Origin of the sequence: Paenibacillus sp. FSL K6-3182 (assembly GCF_037976325.1) — a bacterium.
GTDB lineage: Bacteria > Bacillota > Bacilli > Paenibacillales > Paenibacillaceae > Pristimantibacillus.
Window position 1 is genome coordinate 1,080,818 of sequence record NZ_CP150265.1, and the last position, 16,409, is coordinate 1,097,226.

Here is a 16,409-nt window from a genome sequence, read left to right on the forward strand (position 1 = left end):
ATGCCGAACGATACGGTCTTCTTTTGATCTGTATTAAATCATAAGTTATATGAGCTTTTTCACTTTGAAATTGGCTTGCAGCACATACCAGTTTTGCGGGAACGGTACGCCGAGCACCCAATAGCCGATGCCGCGAAGCTTATATATTTTGACAAGATTGAATTTGGCCTGAACGCTGCGTGCATCCTCATACCAGACCACATGCTCTCGGCCTTCCTTGTCGTAATAGTTATAGTAAGGTGATTGTCCCTCATCATCATATTGAATGGTGGCTCCGTAAGTATTCGCACGAATTACCGCTTCATGCGGACTGATCGTCGGTGCCCACTTTCCGCCTTGGACGTAGGGAAGTGTCCAATCGTAGCCATACAAAGGCATGCCCATTACGATTTTTTTGGGAGGAATAACGCTGAGGGCATATTGCAGCACCTTGTTGACCTCGTTCAGCGGAGCTACGGCTCGCGGCGGCCCGCCCGACCAGCCCCATTCATAGGTCATGAGAATAACAAAATCGGCGATGCGGCCTAGAGCCTGGTAATCATGCGCTTCATATAGTGTGCCTGCTTGGTCGGCATTCAGCTTGGGCGCGAGGCAAACGGATACGAGATAATTTTCCGGGTGCAGGCTGTCGACGAGATTTTGAATAAAATGTTGAAATAACTCACGATCGGCAGGCGGAACATATTCGAAATCAACATTGAGCGCTAGATAACCTTTCTGCTTCATCATAACGAGAATGCTCGATATGAGCTTTTGTTGAAGCCCGGCATCTGCGAGCACCGCATGGGCAGTATCAGGACTGAATGTGCCGTTTTCGAAATTAGTTAGAACCATCATAGGCGTTGTTTGTGTCTGGTAGGCTGCATTTATAATAGCTGAATCATCTAAAAGCGTAAAAGTACCGTCAGCCTGTACACGGTAACTGAATGGATTTAAATAGGTTAGATGTTGGCCAATGTCCTCAATTAAACGAACACCGGCAGCGTCAAATTTCTGTGTATAGGCGTTTACTTCAATTGTTGGCCGCACGGTTTGAGGAATAACGAGTGTTTGCCCCGGGTAAATAAGGGCGGGATTAGAGATTTTGTTTATTTTCGCGAGCTCCTGCAGTGTAACGCCATATCGCTGGGCGATAAGCCAGAGCGATTCACCATAATGTACTTTATGAGTGCTTGCATCAGTTGGAATAATAAGCGCCTGACCAATAACGAGTATGTTTGGGTCGCTAAGGCCGTTTGCATCTGTGATGTCGCTTATCGACAAATCGTATATTTGAGAAAGCTTATAGATGGAATCTCCTTTTTGCACGACATGAATATGCACCCTATTCGAGCCTCCTTTTTAAAATGATTAGCTATTGCGGTCTCGGCTGCGGTGCCTGCCTGAATGCTAAGAAAAGACTCTTTTATAATGTATTCATTAAATGGCTCTCGCATTCGAATAGGAAATGTCAATCCGCTCGCTTAAGTCAGACGGAGAAATGGGAATGATAAGGAAGAGGCCAAAGAAAAAGTACGACAGCCAATACGAATGGGGGTTGTACAGAATAGTAAAGAAGGTAAGTTTAGGGAATGATCAGGTGCGATACACCTAAATATGGTTATTTCATACGGGATTTCTGATTATTTTGTTCAAAAAAACGAACCTTTATAAAACATTCTCTTTTAATGTTCGTATTTCATTGACAGTGGTTTGGGGATTAGATAAACTAGAATAGGTTTGAGGCGGAATTGTCCGCTGGAACGTATTGCTGTTTGTTCTTAAGGTTAGAGTGAACAGAAATGTTCTGTGAAAAATTAGAACTGAAATTTATGGATGAATACAAATATCTTCCTACTATTTCATTTAAAGTTTACTCGTATATATTCGGGATCAGGCCTGAATGTTTCTACCCGAGAACCTTAATTTTCGGACTACGAGCAAAATGAGACGATAAGCGATATCGAATCGTAAGGTTTCGGATCGCCATAAAGCAAATGCAAGTCTGCAAAGTGCCTTGTTAGTTGGACACTGGTTGCCTCCTTTACGGGGCAGCCTTCTGTTGTCTTTTCGGCTCTGCAGCACGATTTGTCTCGTCCTCATTGAAGTGAAGCTTGATTGGCCATGGATTCGCATGAATACCGGTCTGTGCTTCCGCTCCGGTCCTGCGGCATCCCCATTCTTATGGCTGCTGAAGGGCCTTTTCTATTTTGGATGTGTTGTTTTATAGGATGCTTGATCATTAATTATCTTATAGATGAAAGTGGGTTTGAACGCATGTCTGCGAAGGTTGGCGTCATCATGGGCAGCAAATCGGATTGGGACACAATGAAATTAGCCTGCGACGTACTAGAGGAATTGCAAATTCCTTATGAGAAAAAAGTCGTTTCTGCGCATCGGACACCGGATTTAATGTTCGAGTATGCAGAAACTGCAGTAGAACGAGGGCTTAAGGTAATTATTGCCGGAGCCGGCGGAGCTGCACATTTGCCCGGCATGGTCGCTGCTAAGACGATTTTGCCGGTTATTGGCGTTCCCGTGAAGTCCTCGAATTTGAGCGGACTTGATTCCTTGCTCTCTATCGTTCAAATGCCTGGCGGCATTCCAGTAGCTACGGTAGCCATTGGCAACGCAGGCGGAACGAATGCTGGACTGCTCGCGGCACAAATGCTGGGAGCGTTTGATCCCGAGGTGCAAGCGCGTGTAATCGCACGTCGCGAGCGTGTAAAGCAGGAAGTGCTGGAAAGCAGTGAGACGTTATGAGTCAAAAAACGGACAAGCAAACGATTCAGACGCTGTTGCCGGGCAGTACGATCGGCATATTAGGCGGCGGGCAGCTTGGACGAATGATGGCGAATGCAGGCAGCGCGATGGGGTATCGCTTCATTGCTCTTGATCCAACGCCTGATGCTCCGACTGGACAAGTAGCAGAGCAAATCGTCGCAGCTTACGACAATCACGATGCAGCGAGGGAACTTGCAAAACGATCGGACGTCATCACTTACGAATTCGAGAATGTTGACGCAGATGTAGCAGCGATGCTGATGGCAGAGTCTTATGTGCCGCAGGGAAGTGAGCTTCTGTATACAACGCAGCATAGACTTCGCGAGAAGCGGGCGATTGAAGCAGCTGGCGTACGCGTTGCCCCTTACCGCGAGATTCGCAGCGTAGACGAGCTGCGCGAGGCTGTTACCGCCTTTGGAACACCTTGCGTATTGAAAACAGCTATGGGCGGATACGATGGCAAAGGCCAATGGGTCATTCGCAGCGAAAGCGAAATAGAAGAAGCGTATGAGACCTTAGCACGAGCGCGCGTCCAACTGGTGCTTGAGCAGTTCATTCGTTTTGATAAGGAAATATCAGTTATAGCGGCGAGAAGTCCGCAGGGTGAGATCAAGGTTTTCCCTGTCGCGGAAAACATACACGTCGATAATATATTGCATTTGTCTATCGTGCCAGCAAGAATTACGGAGGATTTGCAGCAGCAAGCAGAGCGGCTTGCAGAGCGTATCGCTGAGGGATTAGGCGTAGTTGGTCTAATTGCAGTAGAGCTGTTCGTTACAGCGGATGGTGAGCTGTTCGTAAATGAGCTTGCACCACGCCCGCATAACAGCGGACACTACACGATGGAAGCCTGCCGGACGTCACAGTTCGAGCAGCATGTACGCGCAGTGTGCAATCTGCCGCTCGGAGATACGACGCTTATGAGTCCTGTTGTTATGGTGAACGTGCTGGGTGAGCATGTCGCACCGCTTCTAGAGCTTACAGCTCGCGCGGATGAAGCGGCTAAGCGCTTGAAGGTCGCTCCGAAATTGCATTTGTACGGGAAAAAGGAAGCTGTTGTGAAGCGGAAGATGGGTCATGTCAATGTTTTGGCAGAAACGACGGATGCTGCGCTTAGCTGGATCGAAGAAACAACTATTTGGAAGGTGTGAATGAATCATGTTAGATCGTTACAGCAGACCGGAAATGAGAGCTATTTGGACAGAGGAAAATAAATTCAGAGCATGGCTGGAAGTTGAGCTTTGCGCATGCGAGGCTTGGTCTGAGCTAGGCGTTATTCCGAAGGAAGACGTTGTCGCGCTTCGCGCATCAGCTGATTTCGATATCGATCGGATTTATGAAATTGAGCAGGACACTCGTCATGACGTTATCGCGTTTACACGCGCCGTATCTGAGAAAGCAGGCCCTGAAGGCAAATGGGTGCATTACGGCCTTACTTCTACGGACGTTGTAGATACAGCTATCGGTTATTTGCTTCTTCAAGCTAACGCGATTCTCGTTAAAGATATCGAACGTTTTATCGAAATTCTTAAGAACAAAGCATTGCAATACAAGGATACGCCGATGATGGGCCGTACGCATGGCGTACACGCGCAACCAACAACCTTTGGTCTGAAAATGGCGCTTTGGTATGAGGAAATGAAGCGCAACCTGGAGCGTTTCCACCATGCGGCGAACAACGTGCAGTTCGGTAAAATGTCCGGTGCGGTAGGTACATTCGCAGATATCGATCCTTTTGTTGAAGAATTTGTATGCAAGAAGCTTGGCATTACCGCAGCACCAATCTCAACACAAACGCTGCAGCGTGACCGTCACGCTGAATATATGGCGACTCTTGCACTCGTAGCCTCTTCGCTTGATAAGTTTGCAACTGAAATTCGCGCTTTGCAGAAGAGTGAGTTCCGTGAAGTAGAAGAAGCGTTCGCAAAAGGTCAAAAAGGTTCATCCGCAATGCCGCACAAACGCAACCCAATCGGCTGCGAGAACATTTCCGGCTTGTCCCGCGTTATTCGCGGACATATGGTTACAGCTTACGAGAACATTGCCCTTTGGCATGAACGCGATATTAGCCACTCGTCTGTTGAACGTATTATTTTGCCGGATGCAACGATGCTGCTTAACTACATGCTGAACCGTTTGGGCAACATCATCAACAACCTGACCGTGTTCCCGGAAAACATGAAGCGCAACATGCAAGCGACATACGGCGTGCCATTCTCTGGCCGCGTATTGACGAAGCTGATCGACAAAGGCTTCAGCCGTGAGAAAGCTTATGACACGGTTCAACCGCGTGCAATGCAGGCATGGGAAACAAAACGTCAATTCCGCGAACTCATTGGTGAGACAGAGGAAATTACAAGCGTGCTGACAACAGAAGAAATCGATGATTGCTTCGATCCAGCTTGGCATCTGAAGCATGTTGATACGATTTTCACACGTCTTGGATTGATTTAAGGGGAGGCTGGCCTGATGACTGCACCATCGCAAGCTCTATCGACAGCTGTCGATTATATTAAAGCTCCGCTGATTTACAAAGGAAAGGTTCGTGAGCTGTACGATCTAGGCGAGCATTTCCTCATCGTCGTAACCGACCGCATTTCCGCATTCGACTACGTGCTTGACCCGGCAGTGCCGGACAAGGGCAACGTGCTGAACCGTTTGTCCGCTTACTGGTTCGAGCAAACCGCTGACATTCAAGTGAACCACGTCGTTCATACCGATGTGGAGAAGCTTGGCGGTCTCGTCACCGAGCCGGAGCTGCTTAAAAACCGGATTATGGTTACCCGCAAAGCGGAGCGCATCGATATCGAATGTGTGGTTCGCGGCTATATCACTGGCGGCGGCTGGAGACAGTATCAGCAAACGTCAGCGATTAACGGTATAGAGCTTCCAGCGGGCCTCCGCAAAAACGAACGTTTTCCTGCTCCAATCTTTACGCCGGCAGCGAAAAACGACGTTGGTCACGACGAGGACATCCCATTTGAGAAAATGGCTGAAATGGTCGGTGCTGAGCTTGCCGAGGAGCTTCGTGATCGCAGCATCAAGCTATACGAATACGCTCATGGCTATTGCGCAGAGCATGGCATCATCCTTGCCGATTGCAAATTCGAGTTTGGACTCATCGACGGCAAAGTGATCTTGATCGACGAAATCTTCACGCCTGACTCCTCCCGCTTCTGGGCGGAAGGCAATTATGCGCTGGATATCGAGATTGACAGCATGGACAAAGAGCCGGTACGTACGTACTTGCTAGGCTCAGATTGGGATCGCGACAGCAAGCCAGCACCGCTGCCGGATTCCGTAGTAGCTGAAACAACGTCCCGCTACCGTGATATCTACCGCCGACTTACTGGCGTAGAGCTGTAGGAAGCTTTGCAAGCTGAGTGAAGAACGGGAAAAACGGGCGTTAAATGCTGTGAAATCGAGCTAGGACGCCGAAATTGATGCAAATAACGCCCGAAATTCCCGCTATTCGCAGCAAAGTAGCTTTTATAATTGATATAACGGTAGGAACTCCCGTTATATGAAAATCCGGCGATGAAGGCCGGATGGAATGACTTTAACAACGTCGAGCGAGAGCGATGACGCTGACATAGGGGCGCGGAAGCGCATGCCGCTAAGGCAGGCAGTCAGCGAGAGCGCTGCTGCACCCCATAAACTTTAACCAAAGCGCGAAAGTGCAAGGTTGCAAATGTACGACTGACAGGCAGCATAGTCACAGGCCAGTCAAAAAGGAATCAAGCGGCCAGCGATAGCGCGGCCGCCAAACAAACGCTTCACCGACCACCCTCGCAAAGGTTTTATCTCAAAATGTGTAAGCTCGGAGAGCGGGAAGTTGTTGCTGGAGAGCGACAGCGATCGCTTCTTGAAGCCGGGAAATTACCGCAAAGCGTGTAATCAGAATTTCACGGCTTCGAAAGCGGCGTAAGCAATAACTCCCGCGCCCGAGCGGCTATCACATTTTGACGAAAATCTGCTGCGAGAAAAAACCCACATTTTCAGGAGGCTATTATGAAGGCAACCGTCTACGTCACTATCAAGCAAAACGTTTTGGATCCACAAGGAACCGCTGTACAAGGAGCGCTTCACACACTTGGTTTCTCTGAAGTCGAAAAAGTACGCATCGGCAAATATTTGGAGCTTGAGCTTGATACGACTGACCGCGCAGAAGCGGAAGTACGCATTAAAGCCATGTGCGAGAAGCTGTTTGCGAACACGGTTGTAGAAGATTTCCGTTTTGAGCTGGAGGGATAGGGCGATGAAGTTTGCAGTACTTGTATTTCCAGGCTCCAACTGTGACATCGATTGCTACAAAGCAGTCGAAGACACGATCGGCCAGTCGGTTGACTACGTATGGCACACAGCAACAGACTTGTCTTCTTATGATGCGATTCTAGTACCTGGAGGCTTCTCTTACGGCGATTACCTGCGCTGCGGCGCAATTGCGCAATTCGCTGCTGTTATGGCGGAAGTTCAAAAAGCAGCCGAAGCAGGCAAATATATTCTAGGCATTTGCAACGGATTCCAAATCTTGACGGAGGCTGGCCTTCTGCCAGGCGCCTTGATTCGCAACAACGGACTGAAGTTCCGCTGCCATCAAGCGCCGCTTGAAGTGGTAAACAACAACACAGCATTTACCAACCAATATTCGCAAGGTGAAATTATAAATATTCCAATCGCACACGGCGAAGGCAACTACTATTGCGACGACGCAACGCTTGCTGAGCTTAAAGCGAACGATCAAATTATTTTCCGTTATGCGGGCGACACGAATCCGAACGGTTCTGTAGAGAACATTGCGGGCATTAGCAACAAAGCAGGTAACGTAGTAGGCATGATGCCGCATCCAGAGCGTGCAGTTGATCAATTGCTTGGCTCGGAAGATGGCAAACGGATGTTTACATCGATTTTGAATGCATGGAGGGAACAACATGGCGCAGCAGTTAACAGCTAAGGAACCGACAGCGGAGCAAATTGCCGAGCAAAAAATTTACAGCCAGTTTGGTGTATCCGATTATGAATTTGAGCTCATTTGCGGCTTTCTTGGCCGTAAGCCAAACTACACGGAGATCGGCGTATTCAGCGTTATGTGGTCAGAGCATTGCTCTTACAAAAACTCCAAGCCTATTTTGAAAAAATTCCCGATCACAGGACCTCGCGTTCTCATGGGTCCGGGCGAAGGCGCGGGTATCGTCGATATCGGCGACAACCAAGCGGTTGTATTCAAAATCGAATCGCATAACCATCCATCAGCGGTTGAGCCTTACCAAGGCGCTGCAACTGGCGTAGGCGGCATTATCCGCGACATTTTCTCCATGGGCGCACGCCCAATCGCATTGCTGAACAGCTTGCGTTTTGGCCGTCTTGAAAATGAGCGCGTTAAATACTTGTTTGAGCACGTTGTTAGCGGAATTGCTGGCTACGGTAACTGTATCGGTATTCCGACAGTTGCGGGCGAGGTTATGTTCGATGAGAGCTACGAGGGCAATCCGCTCGTTAACGCAATGTGCGTTGGCCTAATCGATCATGATAAAATTCAGCGCGGTGTCGCAAAAGGGGTAGGCAACCCGGTATTCTACGTTGGTCCTGCTACTGGCCGCGACGGTATTCACGGTGCTACTTTTGCATCGGTTGAGCTTTCCGAGGAATCAGAAGAAAAGCGTACAGCTGTTCAAGTCGGCGATCCATTCATGGAGAAGCTGGTTATGGAAGCAACGCTTGAGCTGATCAACTCCGGTATCGTTCTTGGTATTCAAGACATGGGCGCAGCGGGTCTTACTTGCTCCAGTGCTGAGATGGCTTCGAAAGCTGGCAACGGCCTTGAGCTTTACCTTGATGAGGTACCACAGCGAGAAACAGGCATGACGCCTTATGAAATGATGCTTTCCGAGTCGCAAGAGCGTATGCTCTTCGTCGTAGAGCCGCAGCATGAAGCGCAAGCGAAGGAAATTTTTGATCGTTGGGGCATTATTTGCGCCAAAGTAGGTAAAGTAACGGATGACGGTCGTCTTCGTTTGTTCCACCAAGGCCAAGAGGTTGCCGATATGCCGGTTAAAGCGCTCGTTGACGAGTGCCCTGTATACGACAAACCATCGAAAGAGCCTGCATATTACAGCGAGAATGCCGCAGTAGATACATCGGCATATGATGAAGTAACGGATTTGACTGGCGCGCTGGAGAAGGTTCTTGCTTCCCCGACAGTTGCTAGCAAAGAGTGGGTTTACAATCAATATGACTACATGGTTCGTACATCGACAGCTGTTCAGCCAGGCTCCGATGCGGCAGTCGTAACGATTCGCGGCACGCGCAAAGCGCTTGCGATGACAACGGATTGCAACGGACGTTACGTATATCTAGATCCAGAAGTAGGCGGACGTATTGCGGTGGCAGAAGCTGCACGTAATATCGTGTGCTCAGGCGCTGAGCCGCTTGCTGTAACTGACAACCTTAACTTCGGTAACCCTGAGAAGCCAGAAGTATTCTGGCAACTTGAGAAATCGGCAGACGGGATGTCCGAGGCTTGCGTCGTGCTTAACACACCAGTTATCGGCGGTAACGTAAGCTTGTACAATGAGAACGCTAAGGGTGCTATTTACCCGACACCAGTAATCGGTATGGTCGGACTTGTACACGATATCGATCACATCACAACGCAAGGCTTCAAAGCTGAGGGCGATGTTATTATTCTCGTAGGCGAAACAAAAGCGGAAATGGGCGGAAGTGAATTCCAGTACGTTACGCAAGGCGCGGCTGCTGGCCGTCCTCCAGAAATCGATCTTGCTACAGAGAAGAAGGTTCTGGATGCTGTCCTTGGCGCGATTCAAAAAGGTCTCGTAGCATCGGCTCATGACTTGTCCGAAGGTGGTATTGCGGTAGCTGTTGCAGAATCATGCATTAGCGGTCGTCTAGGCGCAGAAGTGGCATTGTCATCTGATCTACGTGCTGATCACCTATTGTTCAGCGAATCGCAATCCCGTATCTTGCTGTCGGCTAAGCCGGATCAAGCAGCGGCATTGCAAGCATGGCTTACAGAGCAAGGTGTTGTTCATGCACAAGTTGGTAACGTTAAAGGCAGCAGCCTGACCATAAGCGTAAACGGAAAATCCGGCATTCAGGCGCCGGTAACACAACTGGAGAAGGTCTGGAAGGATGCGATTCCATGTCTGATGAACAAATAAGACAGGAACCTTTGTTATGGACGGGCGACCACTATAACGAAGGTATTGGCCGTGACGATATGTTTGATAAATTGCGTGAGGAATGCGGCGTTTTCGGGGTTTTTAATCTCCCCGAAGCGTCCAACCTGTCCTATTATGGTCTTCATGCGCTTCAGCATCGCGGTGAGGAAAGTGCGGGAATCTGTACGGTTGATACGAAAAATGGCAATAAGTTCGCTTATCACCGTGGTATGGGTCTCGTAAAAGAAGTATTCAACAAGGAAAATCTCGATATGCTTGCCGGGGATCGCTCTATCGGCCACGTACGTTATTCGACAGCGGGAGAAAGTAAGCTTGCGAACGCACAGCCGCTTATTTTCCGCTATCGCGACGGTGACCTTGCGGTTGCTACAAACGGCAATATCGTGAATGCGCCGGAAATTCGCCGTGAGCTTGAGATGTCGGGCTCGATCTTCCAAACGTCCAGCGACACGGAAGTTATCGCGCATCTTATTGCACGTTCATCGAAGGATTTCGAGACGGCTGCGAAGGAAGCTTTGCAGCGCATCGTTGGCGGATTTGCTTTCTTGATTATGACAAACGACAAGCTGCTTGTTGCAGCTGATCCGCATGCCCTTCGTCCGCTTGTTATGGGCCGTATTGGCGAAGGTTATGTATTCTCGTCGGAGTCTTGTGCATTCGAGACAATTGGTGCCGTGTATGAGCGTGATGTACAGCCTGGCGAATTGCTAATTCTTGATGCAGACGGCATGCGCGAGGAACGTTACGCGGAGGTTGACCGCCGCGCAACTTGTGCGATGGAGTATATTTATTTTGCCCGTCCTGATAGTGATATCAATGGCATTAATATTCATATGGCCCGCAAACGGATGGGTCGCCAGCTTGCTTCTGAATCTTTTGTTGATGCGGATATCGTAACGGGTGTGCCGGATTCGAGTATTTCAGCAGCAATTGGATACGCGGAGCAAACCGGTATTCCATACGAGCTTGGCCTTATCAAAAACAAATATACCGGCCGGACATTCATCCAGCCTTCTCAAGAGCTTCGCGAGAAGGGTGTAAAAATGAAGCTGTCTGCCGTTCGTAAAGTAGTGGAAGGCAAACGTGTCGTTATGATTGATGATTCAATCGTTCGGGGCACAACATCGCTGCGGATCGTAAACCTGCTTCGTGAAGCAGGAGCGACTGAGGTGCATGTGCGCATCACATCGCCGCCTTTCAAAAACCCATGTTACTACGGAATTGATACTCCTGACCGCAAAGAGCTCATTGCTTCTTCAAGGACAGTAGAGGAAATCCGCAAGCAAATTAATGCTGATTCATTATCTTTTATAAGCAATGAAGGTTTTGTTGAGTCTGTTGGCGGCAATGATGGGGCTTATAATCGCGGCATGTGTCTAGCTTGCTTCGATAATGACTACCCAACACCAGTTAACGAAGAATCAGACAAAAGCTGCAGCTGTTAATAACATAAATGAATAACCTCATGGAGCGATTGCTGCTCCTAAATTAGTTAAGGAGTTGACCGAGAGTGTCAGAAGCGTACAAAAAAGCCGGCGTCGATATCGCGGCAGGCAACGAAGCGGTTGAACGGATGAAGAAGCACGTAAAACGGACTTACCGTCCAGAGGTGCTGGCAGAGCTTGGCGGCTTTGGCGGTCTGTTCAGCCTTAACAAGGACAAGTACGATGAGCCTGTACTCGTGTCTGGAACAGATGGCGTCGGAACGAAGCTGAAGCTTGCTTTTGCCATGGACAAGCATGACACGATCGGCATTGATGCCGTAGCCATGTGCGTGAACGATATTATCGTACAAGGCGCGGAGCCGTTGTTCTTCCTTGATTACTTGGCATGCGACAAGGTCGTTCCTGAGAAAATCGAAGCGATCGTTAAAGGTATTGCAGAAGGCTGCGTACAAGCTGGCTGTTCACTCATCGGCGGCGAAACAGCTGAAATGCCTGGCATGTATCAAGGCGGAGAATACGATATCGCTGGTTTTACAGTAGGGATTGTGGATAAGAAAAAAATGATCGACGGATCAACTATCGCTGCTGGCGATGCGGTTATCGGTTTTGCTTCCAGCGGTATTCACAGCAACGGCTTCTCGCTCGTTCGTCGCTTGCTGCTTGAAGATGCGGGTTATACGCTTGATCAAGAGCTTGAAGAGCTTGGCGGCGCGAAGCTAGGCGATGTGCTGATTGAGCCAACACGCATCTACGTGAAATCGGCGCTTAAGTTGGTTGAGCAAGTGGAAGTGAAGGGCATGGCGCATATTACTGGCGGCGGCTTTATCGAGAACATTCCGCGGGTACTTCCTGACGGCGTGAACGTTGATGTGGAATACGGCTCATGGCCGATTTTGCCAATCTTCGATTTGATGCAAAATAAAGGCGCGATTACGAATCGTGATATGTTCACGACTTTCAATATGGGTATTGGTCTAGTTATTGTTGTTCCAGCTGATCAAGCAAATGAAGCTCTTCGCATCGCTTCTGAGCTTGGTGAGCAGGCTTACCGTATCGGAACGGTTACGGAAGGAAGCCGCATCGTAACGTTTACGGGAGCGGAAGTATAATGGGAGCACTTCGCATCGCTGTTTTCGCTTCGGGACAAGGTACGAATTTCCAAGCGATTGTAGATGCGGTGCAGGAAGGGAAGCTCGATGTAACCATCGAGCTTCTTGTTTGTGACAAGCCTGCCGCTCCCGTTGTGGAGCGCGCAAGGAAGGCAGGTGTGGACACGTTCCTGTTCACGCCAAAGGAATACCCGTCTCGCGAGGCTTATGAGACGGAAATTATCGCTGAGCTAGCGCGGCGCGGCGTTGAGCTGATCGTGCTTGCAGGCTACATGCGCATTATTACGCCTTTGCTGGTTGAGCCGTTTTATGGTCGGATGATTAATATTCATCCGGCGCTGCTGCCGGCATTTCCCGGCGTGAATGGCATCGGGCAGGCGCTTTCTTACGGCGTTAAGCTGACTGGCGTCACCGTTCACTACGTGGACGGCGGCATGGACAGCGGACCAATTATCGCGCAGCAAGCAGTCGAAGTGCTGGACGGAGATACGGAAGATTCGCTCGCGAAGCGTATTCACGCAGCCGAGCAGACGCTGCTGCCCGCAGTTATTCAGCATATCGCGAAGGGTCGCGTCACGCTGAATGGCCGTCATGTGACGGTAAACGGCTGATATGAGTTCAAAATGGTGCAATAGTGTGAAATAGGACTAGAAAGTAGATCTATTCCACAAACTTGGTCAGTTTTAAGCGAAATAGAACTAGAAACTAGATCTATTTTGTCTCGAAACGTCTGATATGAGCTCAATTTAGTGCAATAGTGTGAAATAGGACTAGAAAGTAGATCTATTCCACAAACTTGGTCGGTTTTGGGCGAAATAGAACTAGAAACTAGATCTATTTTGCCCCGAAACAACACCGATGATGAGATCTATCCTATCGGCAAGTGTGGATGCAGTATTTGGAGAAGAGAAATTGTTTGGTCAAATAGATGAGGAGGGATTTGCATGGCAATTCGCAGAGCGTTAATTAGTGTTTCGGATAAGTCAGGAATCGTGGAGTTTTCTAGAGAACTGGCTAGCCAAGGTGTGCAAATTATTTCGACGGGCGGTACATTCAGCATGCTGCAAAAGGAAGGCATTCCGGTTATCGGTATTTCCGATGTAACGGGCTTCCCGGAGGTTTTGGATGGTCGTGTCAAAACGCTTCACCCGGCCGTACATAGCGGCTTGCTCGCGGTGCGTGACAATGAAGAGCATCAGAACACGATGAAGGAGCTTGGCCTGGATTACATCGACCTCGTTGTCGTTAACTTGTATCCGTTCAAAGAAACGATTGCGAAACCTGATGTTTCCTATGAGGATGCAATCGAAAATATCGATATCGGCGGCCCGACGATGCTTCGTTCAGCTGCTAAGAACCACGCATTCGTAACGGTTGTAGTAGATACAGCCGACTACGGTACGGTGATTGAGGAATTGAAAGCACAAGGCGATACGACGCTTGAGACGCGCAAACGCCTGACTGCCAAAGTGTTCCGTCATACTGCGGCTTATGATTCCCTTATCTCTGATTACTTGACCAAGCAAGTGGGTGAATCATTGCCTGAAACGTACACCGTTACTTACGAGAAGGTACAGGATCTGCGTTACGGCGAGAACCCGCACCAGAAAGCTGCATTCTACAGCAAGCCGCTTGCGGCAGCAGGCAACGTAACGACTGCTGAGCAGCTGCACGGCAAAGAGCTTTCCTATAACAATATTAGCGATGCCAACGCTTCACTCGCAATTCTAAAAGAATTCGACGAGCCAGCGGTCGTTGCTGTCAAACATATGAATCCTTGCGGCGTAGGAATCGGCGCTACAATCCATGAAGCTTATCAAAAAGCTTATGCAGCAGACCCAACGTCGATCTTCGGCGGTATCGTAGCTGCTAACCGTACGATCGGTGCAGACACAGCTGAGCTGCTTGGCGGTATTTTCCTCGAAATCATCATCGCGCCTGACTTTACGCCTGAAGCGCTTGAGATTTTGACGAAGAAGAAAAATATCCGTTTGATGAAGCTGGGAGAGCTTTCGGCAGCTGGTGAGCGCAAGCCGGAATGGCTTGTTACTTCAGTTGACGGCGGTATGCTCGTACAAGAGAGCGACGTTCATTCGGTTACAGAAGCAGATTTGCAGTTTGTAACAGATCGCAAACCGACTGCGGAAGAGCTGAAACAGCTGCTATTCGGCTGGAAAGTTGTTAAACATGTAAAATCGAATGCGATTTTGCTTGCGAAGGACGATATGACGATTGGCGTTGGCGCCGGTCAAATGAACCGCGTCGGCGCAGCACGCATTGCAATTGAACAAGCTGGCGAAGCGGCAAAAGGAGCAGCACTTGCATCGGACGCATTTTTCCCAATGGGCGATACGGTAGAGCTTGCTGCCAAAGCTGGCATCACGGCGATCATTCAACCAGGCGGCTCAATCAAAGACGAAGAGTCAATTGCTGCGGCTAATGCGAACAACATCGCGATGGTGTTCACAAGCGTACGTCACTTTAAACACTAGAACCTGGCGCAGCTATTCAAATAGGCAGCCGCACGTTAACGACAGAGAGCTGGCGCGGGCGGCGGCTGCATTTTTTAATGCGTTTTTGATTGTATTTAGTCATTTGGGAGGTTAACGGTTATGCGTATTTTGGTAGTGGGCGGCGGCGGACGAGAGCATGCAATCGTATGGGCGCTTAAGAAAAGCGAGAAGGTAAAAGAAATTTTTTGCGCACCGGGCAACGCAGGTATTGCTCAGCTAGCTGAAATTGTACCGATTGCGGTCAATCAATTTGATGAGCTTATTCAGTTTGCAAAGGATGCTGCAATTGATCTTGTTTTTGTAGGTCCAGATGATCCGCTTGCAGATGGTATCGTAGACGCATTCGAAGCAGCAGGAATCGTGGCATACGGTCCTCGCAAAAATGCGGCTGAAATCGAAGGCAGCAAAATTTTCATGAAAAATCTATTGAAAAAATACGATATTCCTACGGCGAAATATGAAACATTCACCGAGTATGAATCAGCGTCCGCTTACCTTCGCGAGCAATCCGCTCCTATCGTTATTAAAGCTGACGGGCTCGCAGCTGGCAAAGGCGTTACGGTTGCAGCTACGCTAGAGGAAGCGGAGCAAGCGCTGCGCGACATGATGGTTGATAAAGTATTCGGCCAAGCAGGAAGCCAAATCGTTATCGAGGAATGCTTAGTAGGGCAAGAGATGTCCATTCTCGCTTTCGTTGACGGTGAGACGGTTCGCGCTATGGTTCCAGCACAGGATCATAAGCCCATCTTTGATGGAGACAAAGGTCCAAATACAGGCGGCATGGGTACCTATACACCGCTGCCTCATATCGATCAAGCCATCATTGACGAATCGATTCAGAACATCATCATTCCAACGGCAAAAGCGATGGTCAGCGAAGGCCGTCCATTCCGCGGCGTTTTGTTCGCAGGTCTTATGATTACGAAGGACGGTCCAAAAACGATCGAATTTAATGCTCGCATGGGTGATCCAGAAACACAGGTTGTACTGCCTCGTTTGCAAACGGATCTGATCGACATCGTGCTTGCATCGCTGAATGGCAATTTGGATCAACTTGATATTCAGTGGAGCGAGGAAGCAGCCGTTTGTGTTGTTGTCGCATCGGAAGGTTATCCAGCTTCTTATCCAAAAGGTCGCGTAATCACCGGTCTTGCAGAAGCAGAAGCGCAGGGAGCTCTCGTGTTCCATGCTGGAACAGCTGAGAAGGATGGGCAATTCGTTACAAACGGCGGCCGTGTTCTAGGTATCGTTGGCCGCGGCCGCGACATTGCAGAGGCTCGTGCACGCGCGTATGAAGCGGTTAGCGTGATCGATTTTGAAGGCAAACAAAACCGTACGGACATCGCAGCTAAAGCACTAATCTAAGATGCTTAGTACGAA

The 16,409-nt window shown here is 49.1% G+C and carries 13 protein-coding genes and 1 riboswitch; of the genes, 12 read left to right on the plus strand and 1 reads right to left on the minus strand.

Annotated elements, in window-relative coordinates; genetic code table 11:
* Positions 1–45: 45 nt before the first annotated feature.
* On the minus strand, positions 46–1,323 hold the full coding sequence (locus MHH56_RS04715) for a LysM peptidoglycan-binding domain-containing protein (RefSeq protein WP_339206945.1): 1,278 nt from the start codon (positions 1,321–1,323) through the stop codon (positions 46–48).
* A 513-nt stretch (positions 1,324–1,836) separates the two neighbouring features.
* A riboswitch (purine riboswitch) is annotated at positions 1,837–1,936 on the plus strand.
* Positions 1,937–2,256: 320 nt separating this feature from the next.
* Between MHH56_RS04715 and purE the strand changes: the two genes are divergently transcribed.
* The 12 genes from purE (at position 2,257) to purD (ending at position 16,394) form a co-directional block, all read left to right on the plus strand.
* Positions 2,257–2,742: a 5-(carboxyamino)imidazole ribonucleotide mutase gene (gene purE / locus MHH56_RS04720; protein ID WP_339206946.1), complete on the plus strand. Its 486-nt coding sequence runs from the start codon at positions 2,257–2,259 to the stop codon at positions 2,740–2,742.
* Entirely contained in the window at positions 2,739–3,914 is a 1,176-nt protein-coding gene (purK, locus tag MHH56_RS04725; protein WP_339206947.1) for a 5-(carboxyamino)imidazole ribonucleotide synthase, read from the plus strand. The genes purE and purK overlap by 4 nt, the downstream gene beginning before the upstream one ends.
* 7 nt (positions 3,915–3,921) lie before the next feature.
* Entirely contained in the window at positions 3,922–5,217 is a 1,296-nt protein-coding gene (gene purB, locus MHH56_RS04730; RefSeq protein WP_076271100.1) for an adenylosuccinate lyase, read from the plus strand.
* Between the two features lie 15 nt (positions 5,218–5,232).
* Positions 5,233–6,129: a phosphoribosylaminoimidazolesuccinocarboxamide synthase gene (locus tag MHH56_RS04735; RefSeq protein ID WP_076271099.1), complete on the plus strand. Its 897-nt coding sequence runs from the start codon at positions 5,233–5,235 to the stop codon at positions 6,127–6,129.
* 642 nt (positions 6,130–6,771) lie between these two features.
* Positions 6,772–7,017, plus strand: a complete 246-nt coding sequence (gene purS, locus MHH56_RS04740) for a phosphoribosylformylglycinamidine synthase subunit PurS (RefSeq protein WP_175598164.1) — start codon at positions 6,772–6,774, stop codon at positions 7,015–7,017.
* A gap of 4 nt (positions 7,018–7,021) precedes the next feature.
* Positions 7,022–7,717 (plus strand): phosphoribosylformylglycinamidine synthase subunit PurQ, encoded by a 696-nt coding sequence (purQ, locus tag MHH56_RS04745; protein ID WP_076271098.1) that lies wholly within the window; start codon positions 7,022–7,024, stop codon positions 7,715–7,717.
* Positions 7,695–9,941, plus strand: coding sequence for a phosphoribosylformylglycinamidine synthase subunit PurL (gene purL, locus MHH56_RS04750; RefSeq protein WP_339206949.1), 2,247 nt, complete (start codon positions 7,695–7,697; stop codon positions 9,939–9,941). Before purQ ends, purL begins: the two co-directional genes overlap by 23 nt.
* Positions 9,923–11,407, plus strand: coding sequence for an amidophosphoribosyltransferase (gene purF / locus MHH56_RS04755; protein ID WP_076271096.1), 1,485 nt, complete (start codon positions 9,923–9,925; stop codon positions 11,405–11,407). Before purL ends, purF begins: the two co-directional genes overlap by 19 nt.
* Before the next feature lie 65 nt (positions 11,408–11,472).
* Positions 11,473–12,516 carry a phosphoribosylformylglycinamidine cyclo-ligase gene (purM, locus tag MHH56_RS04760; RefSeq protein WP_339206950.1) on the plus strand — a complete coding sequence of 348 codons (1,044 nt, stop codon included), beginning with the start codon at positions 11,473–11,475 and terminating at the stop codon, positions 12,514–12,516.
* A complete protein-coding gene (gene purN, locus MHH56_RS04765; RefSeq protein WP_339206951.1) occupies positions 12,516–13,127 on the plus strand; it encodes a phosphoribosylglycinamide formyltransferase in 612 nt (203 codons plus the stop codon). Before purM ends, purN begins: the two co-directional genes overlap by 1 nt.
* A gap of 333 nt (positions 13,128–13,460) precedes the next feature.
* Entirely contained in the window at positions 13,461–15,008 is a 1,548-nt protein-coding gene (gene purH / locus MHH56_RS04770) for a bifunctional phosphoribosylaminoimidazolecarboxamide formyltransferase/IMP cyclohydrolase (RefSeq protein ID WP_339206953.1), read from the plus strand.
* Positions 15,009–15,128: 120 nt separating this feature from the next.
* Complete coding sequence (purD, locus tag MHH56_RS04775) at positions 15,129–16,394, plus strand: phosphoribosylamine--glycine ligase (protein ID WP_339206954.1); 1,266 nt, start codon at positions 15,129–15,131, stop codon at positions 16,392–16,394.
* Positions 16,395–16,409: the final 15 nt, after the last annotated feature.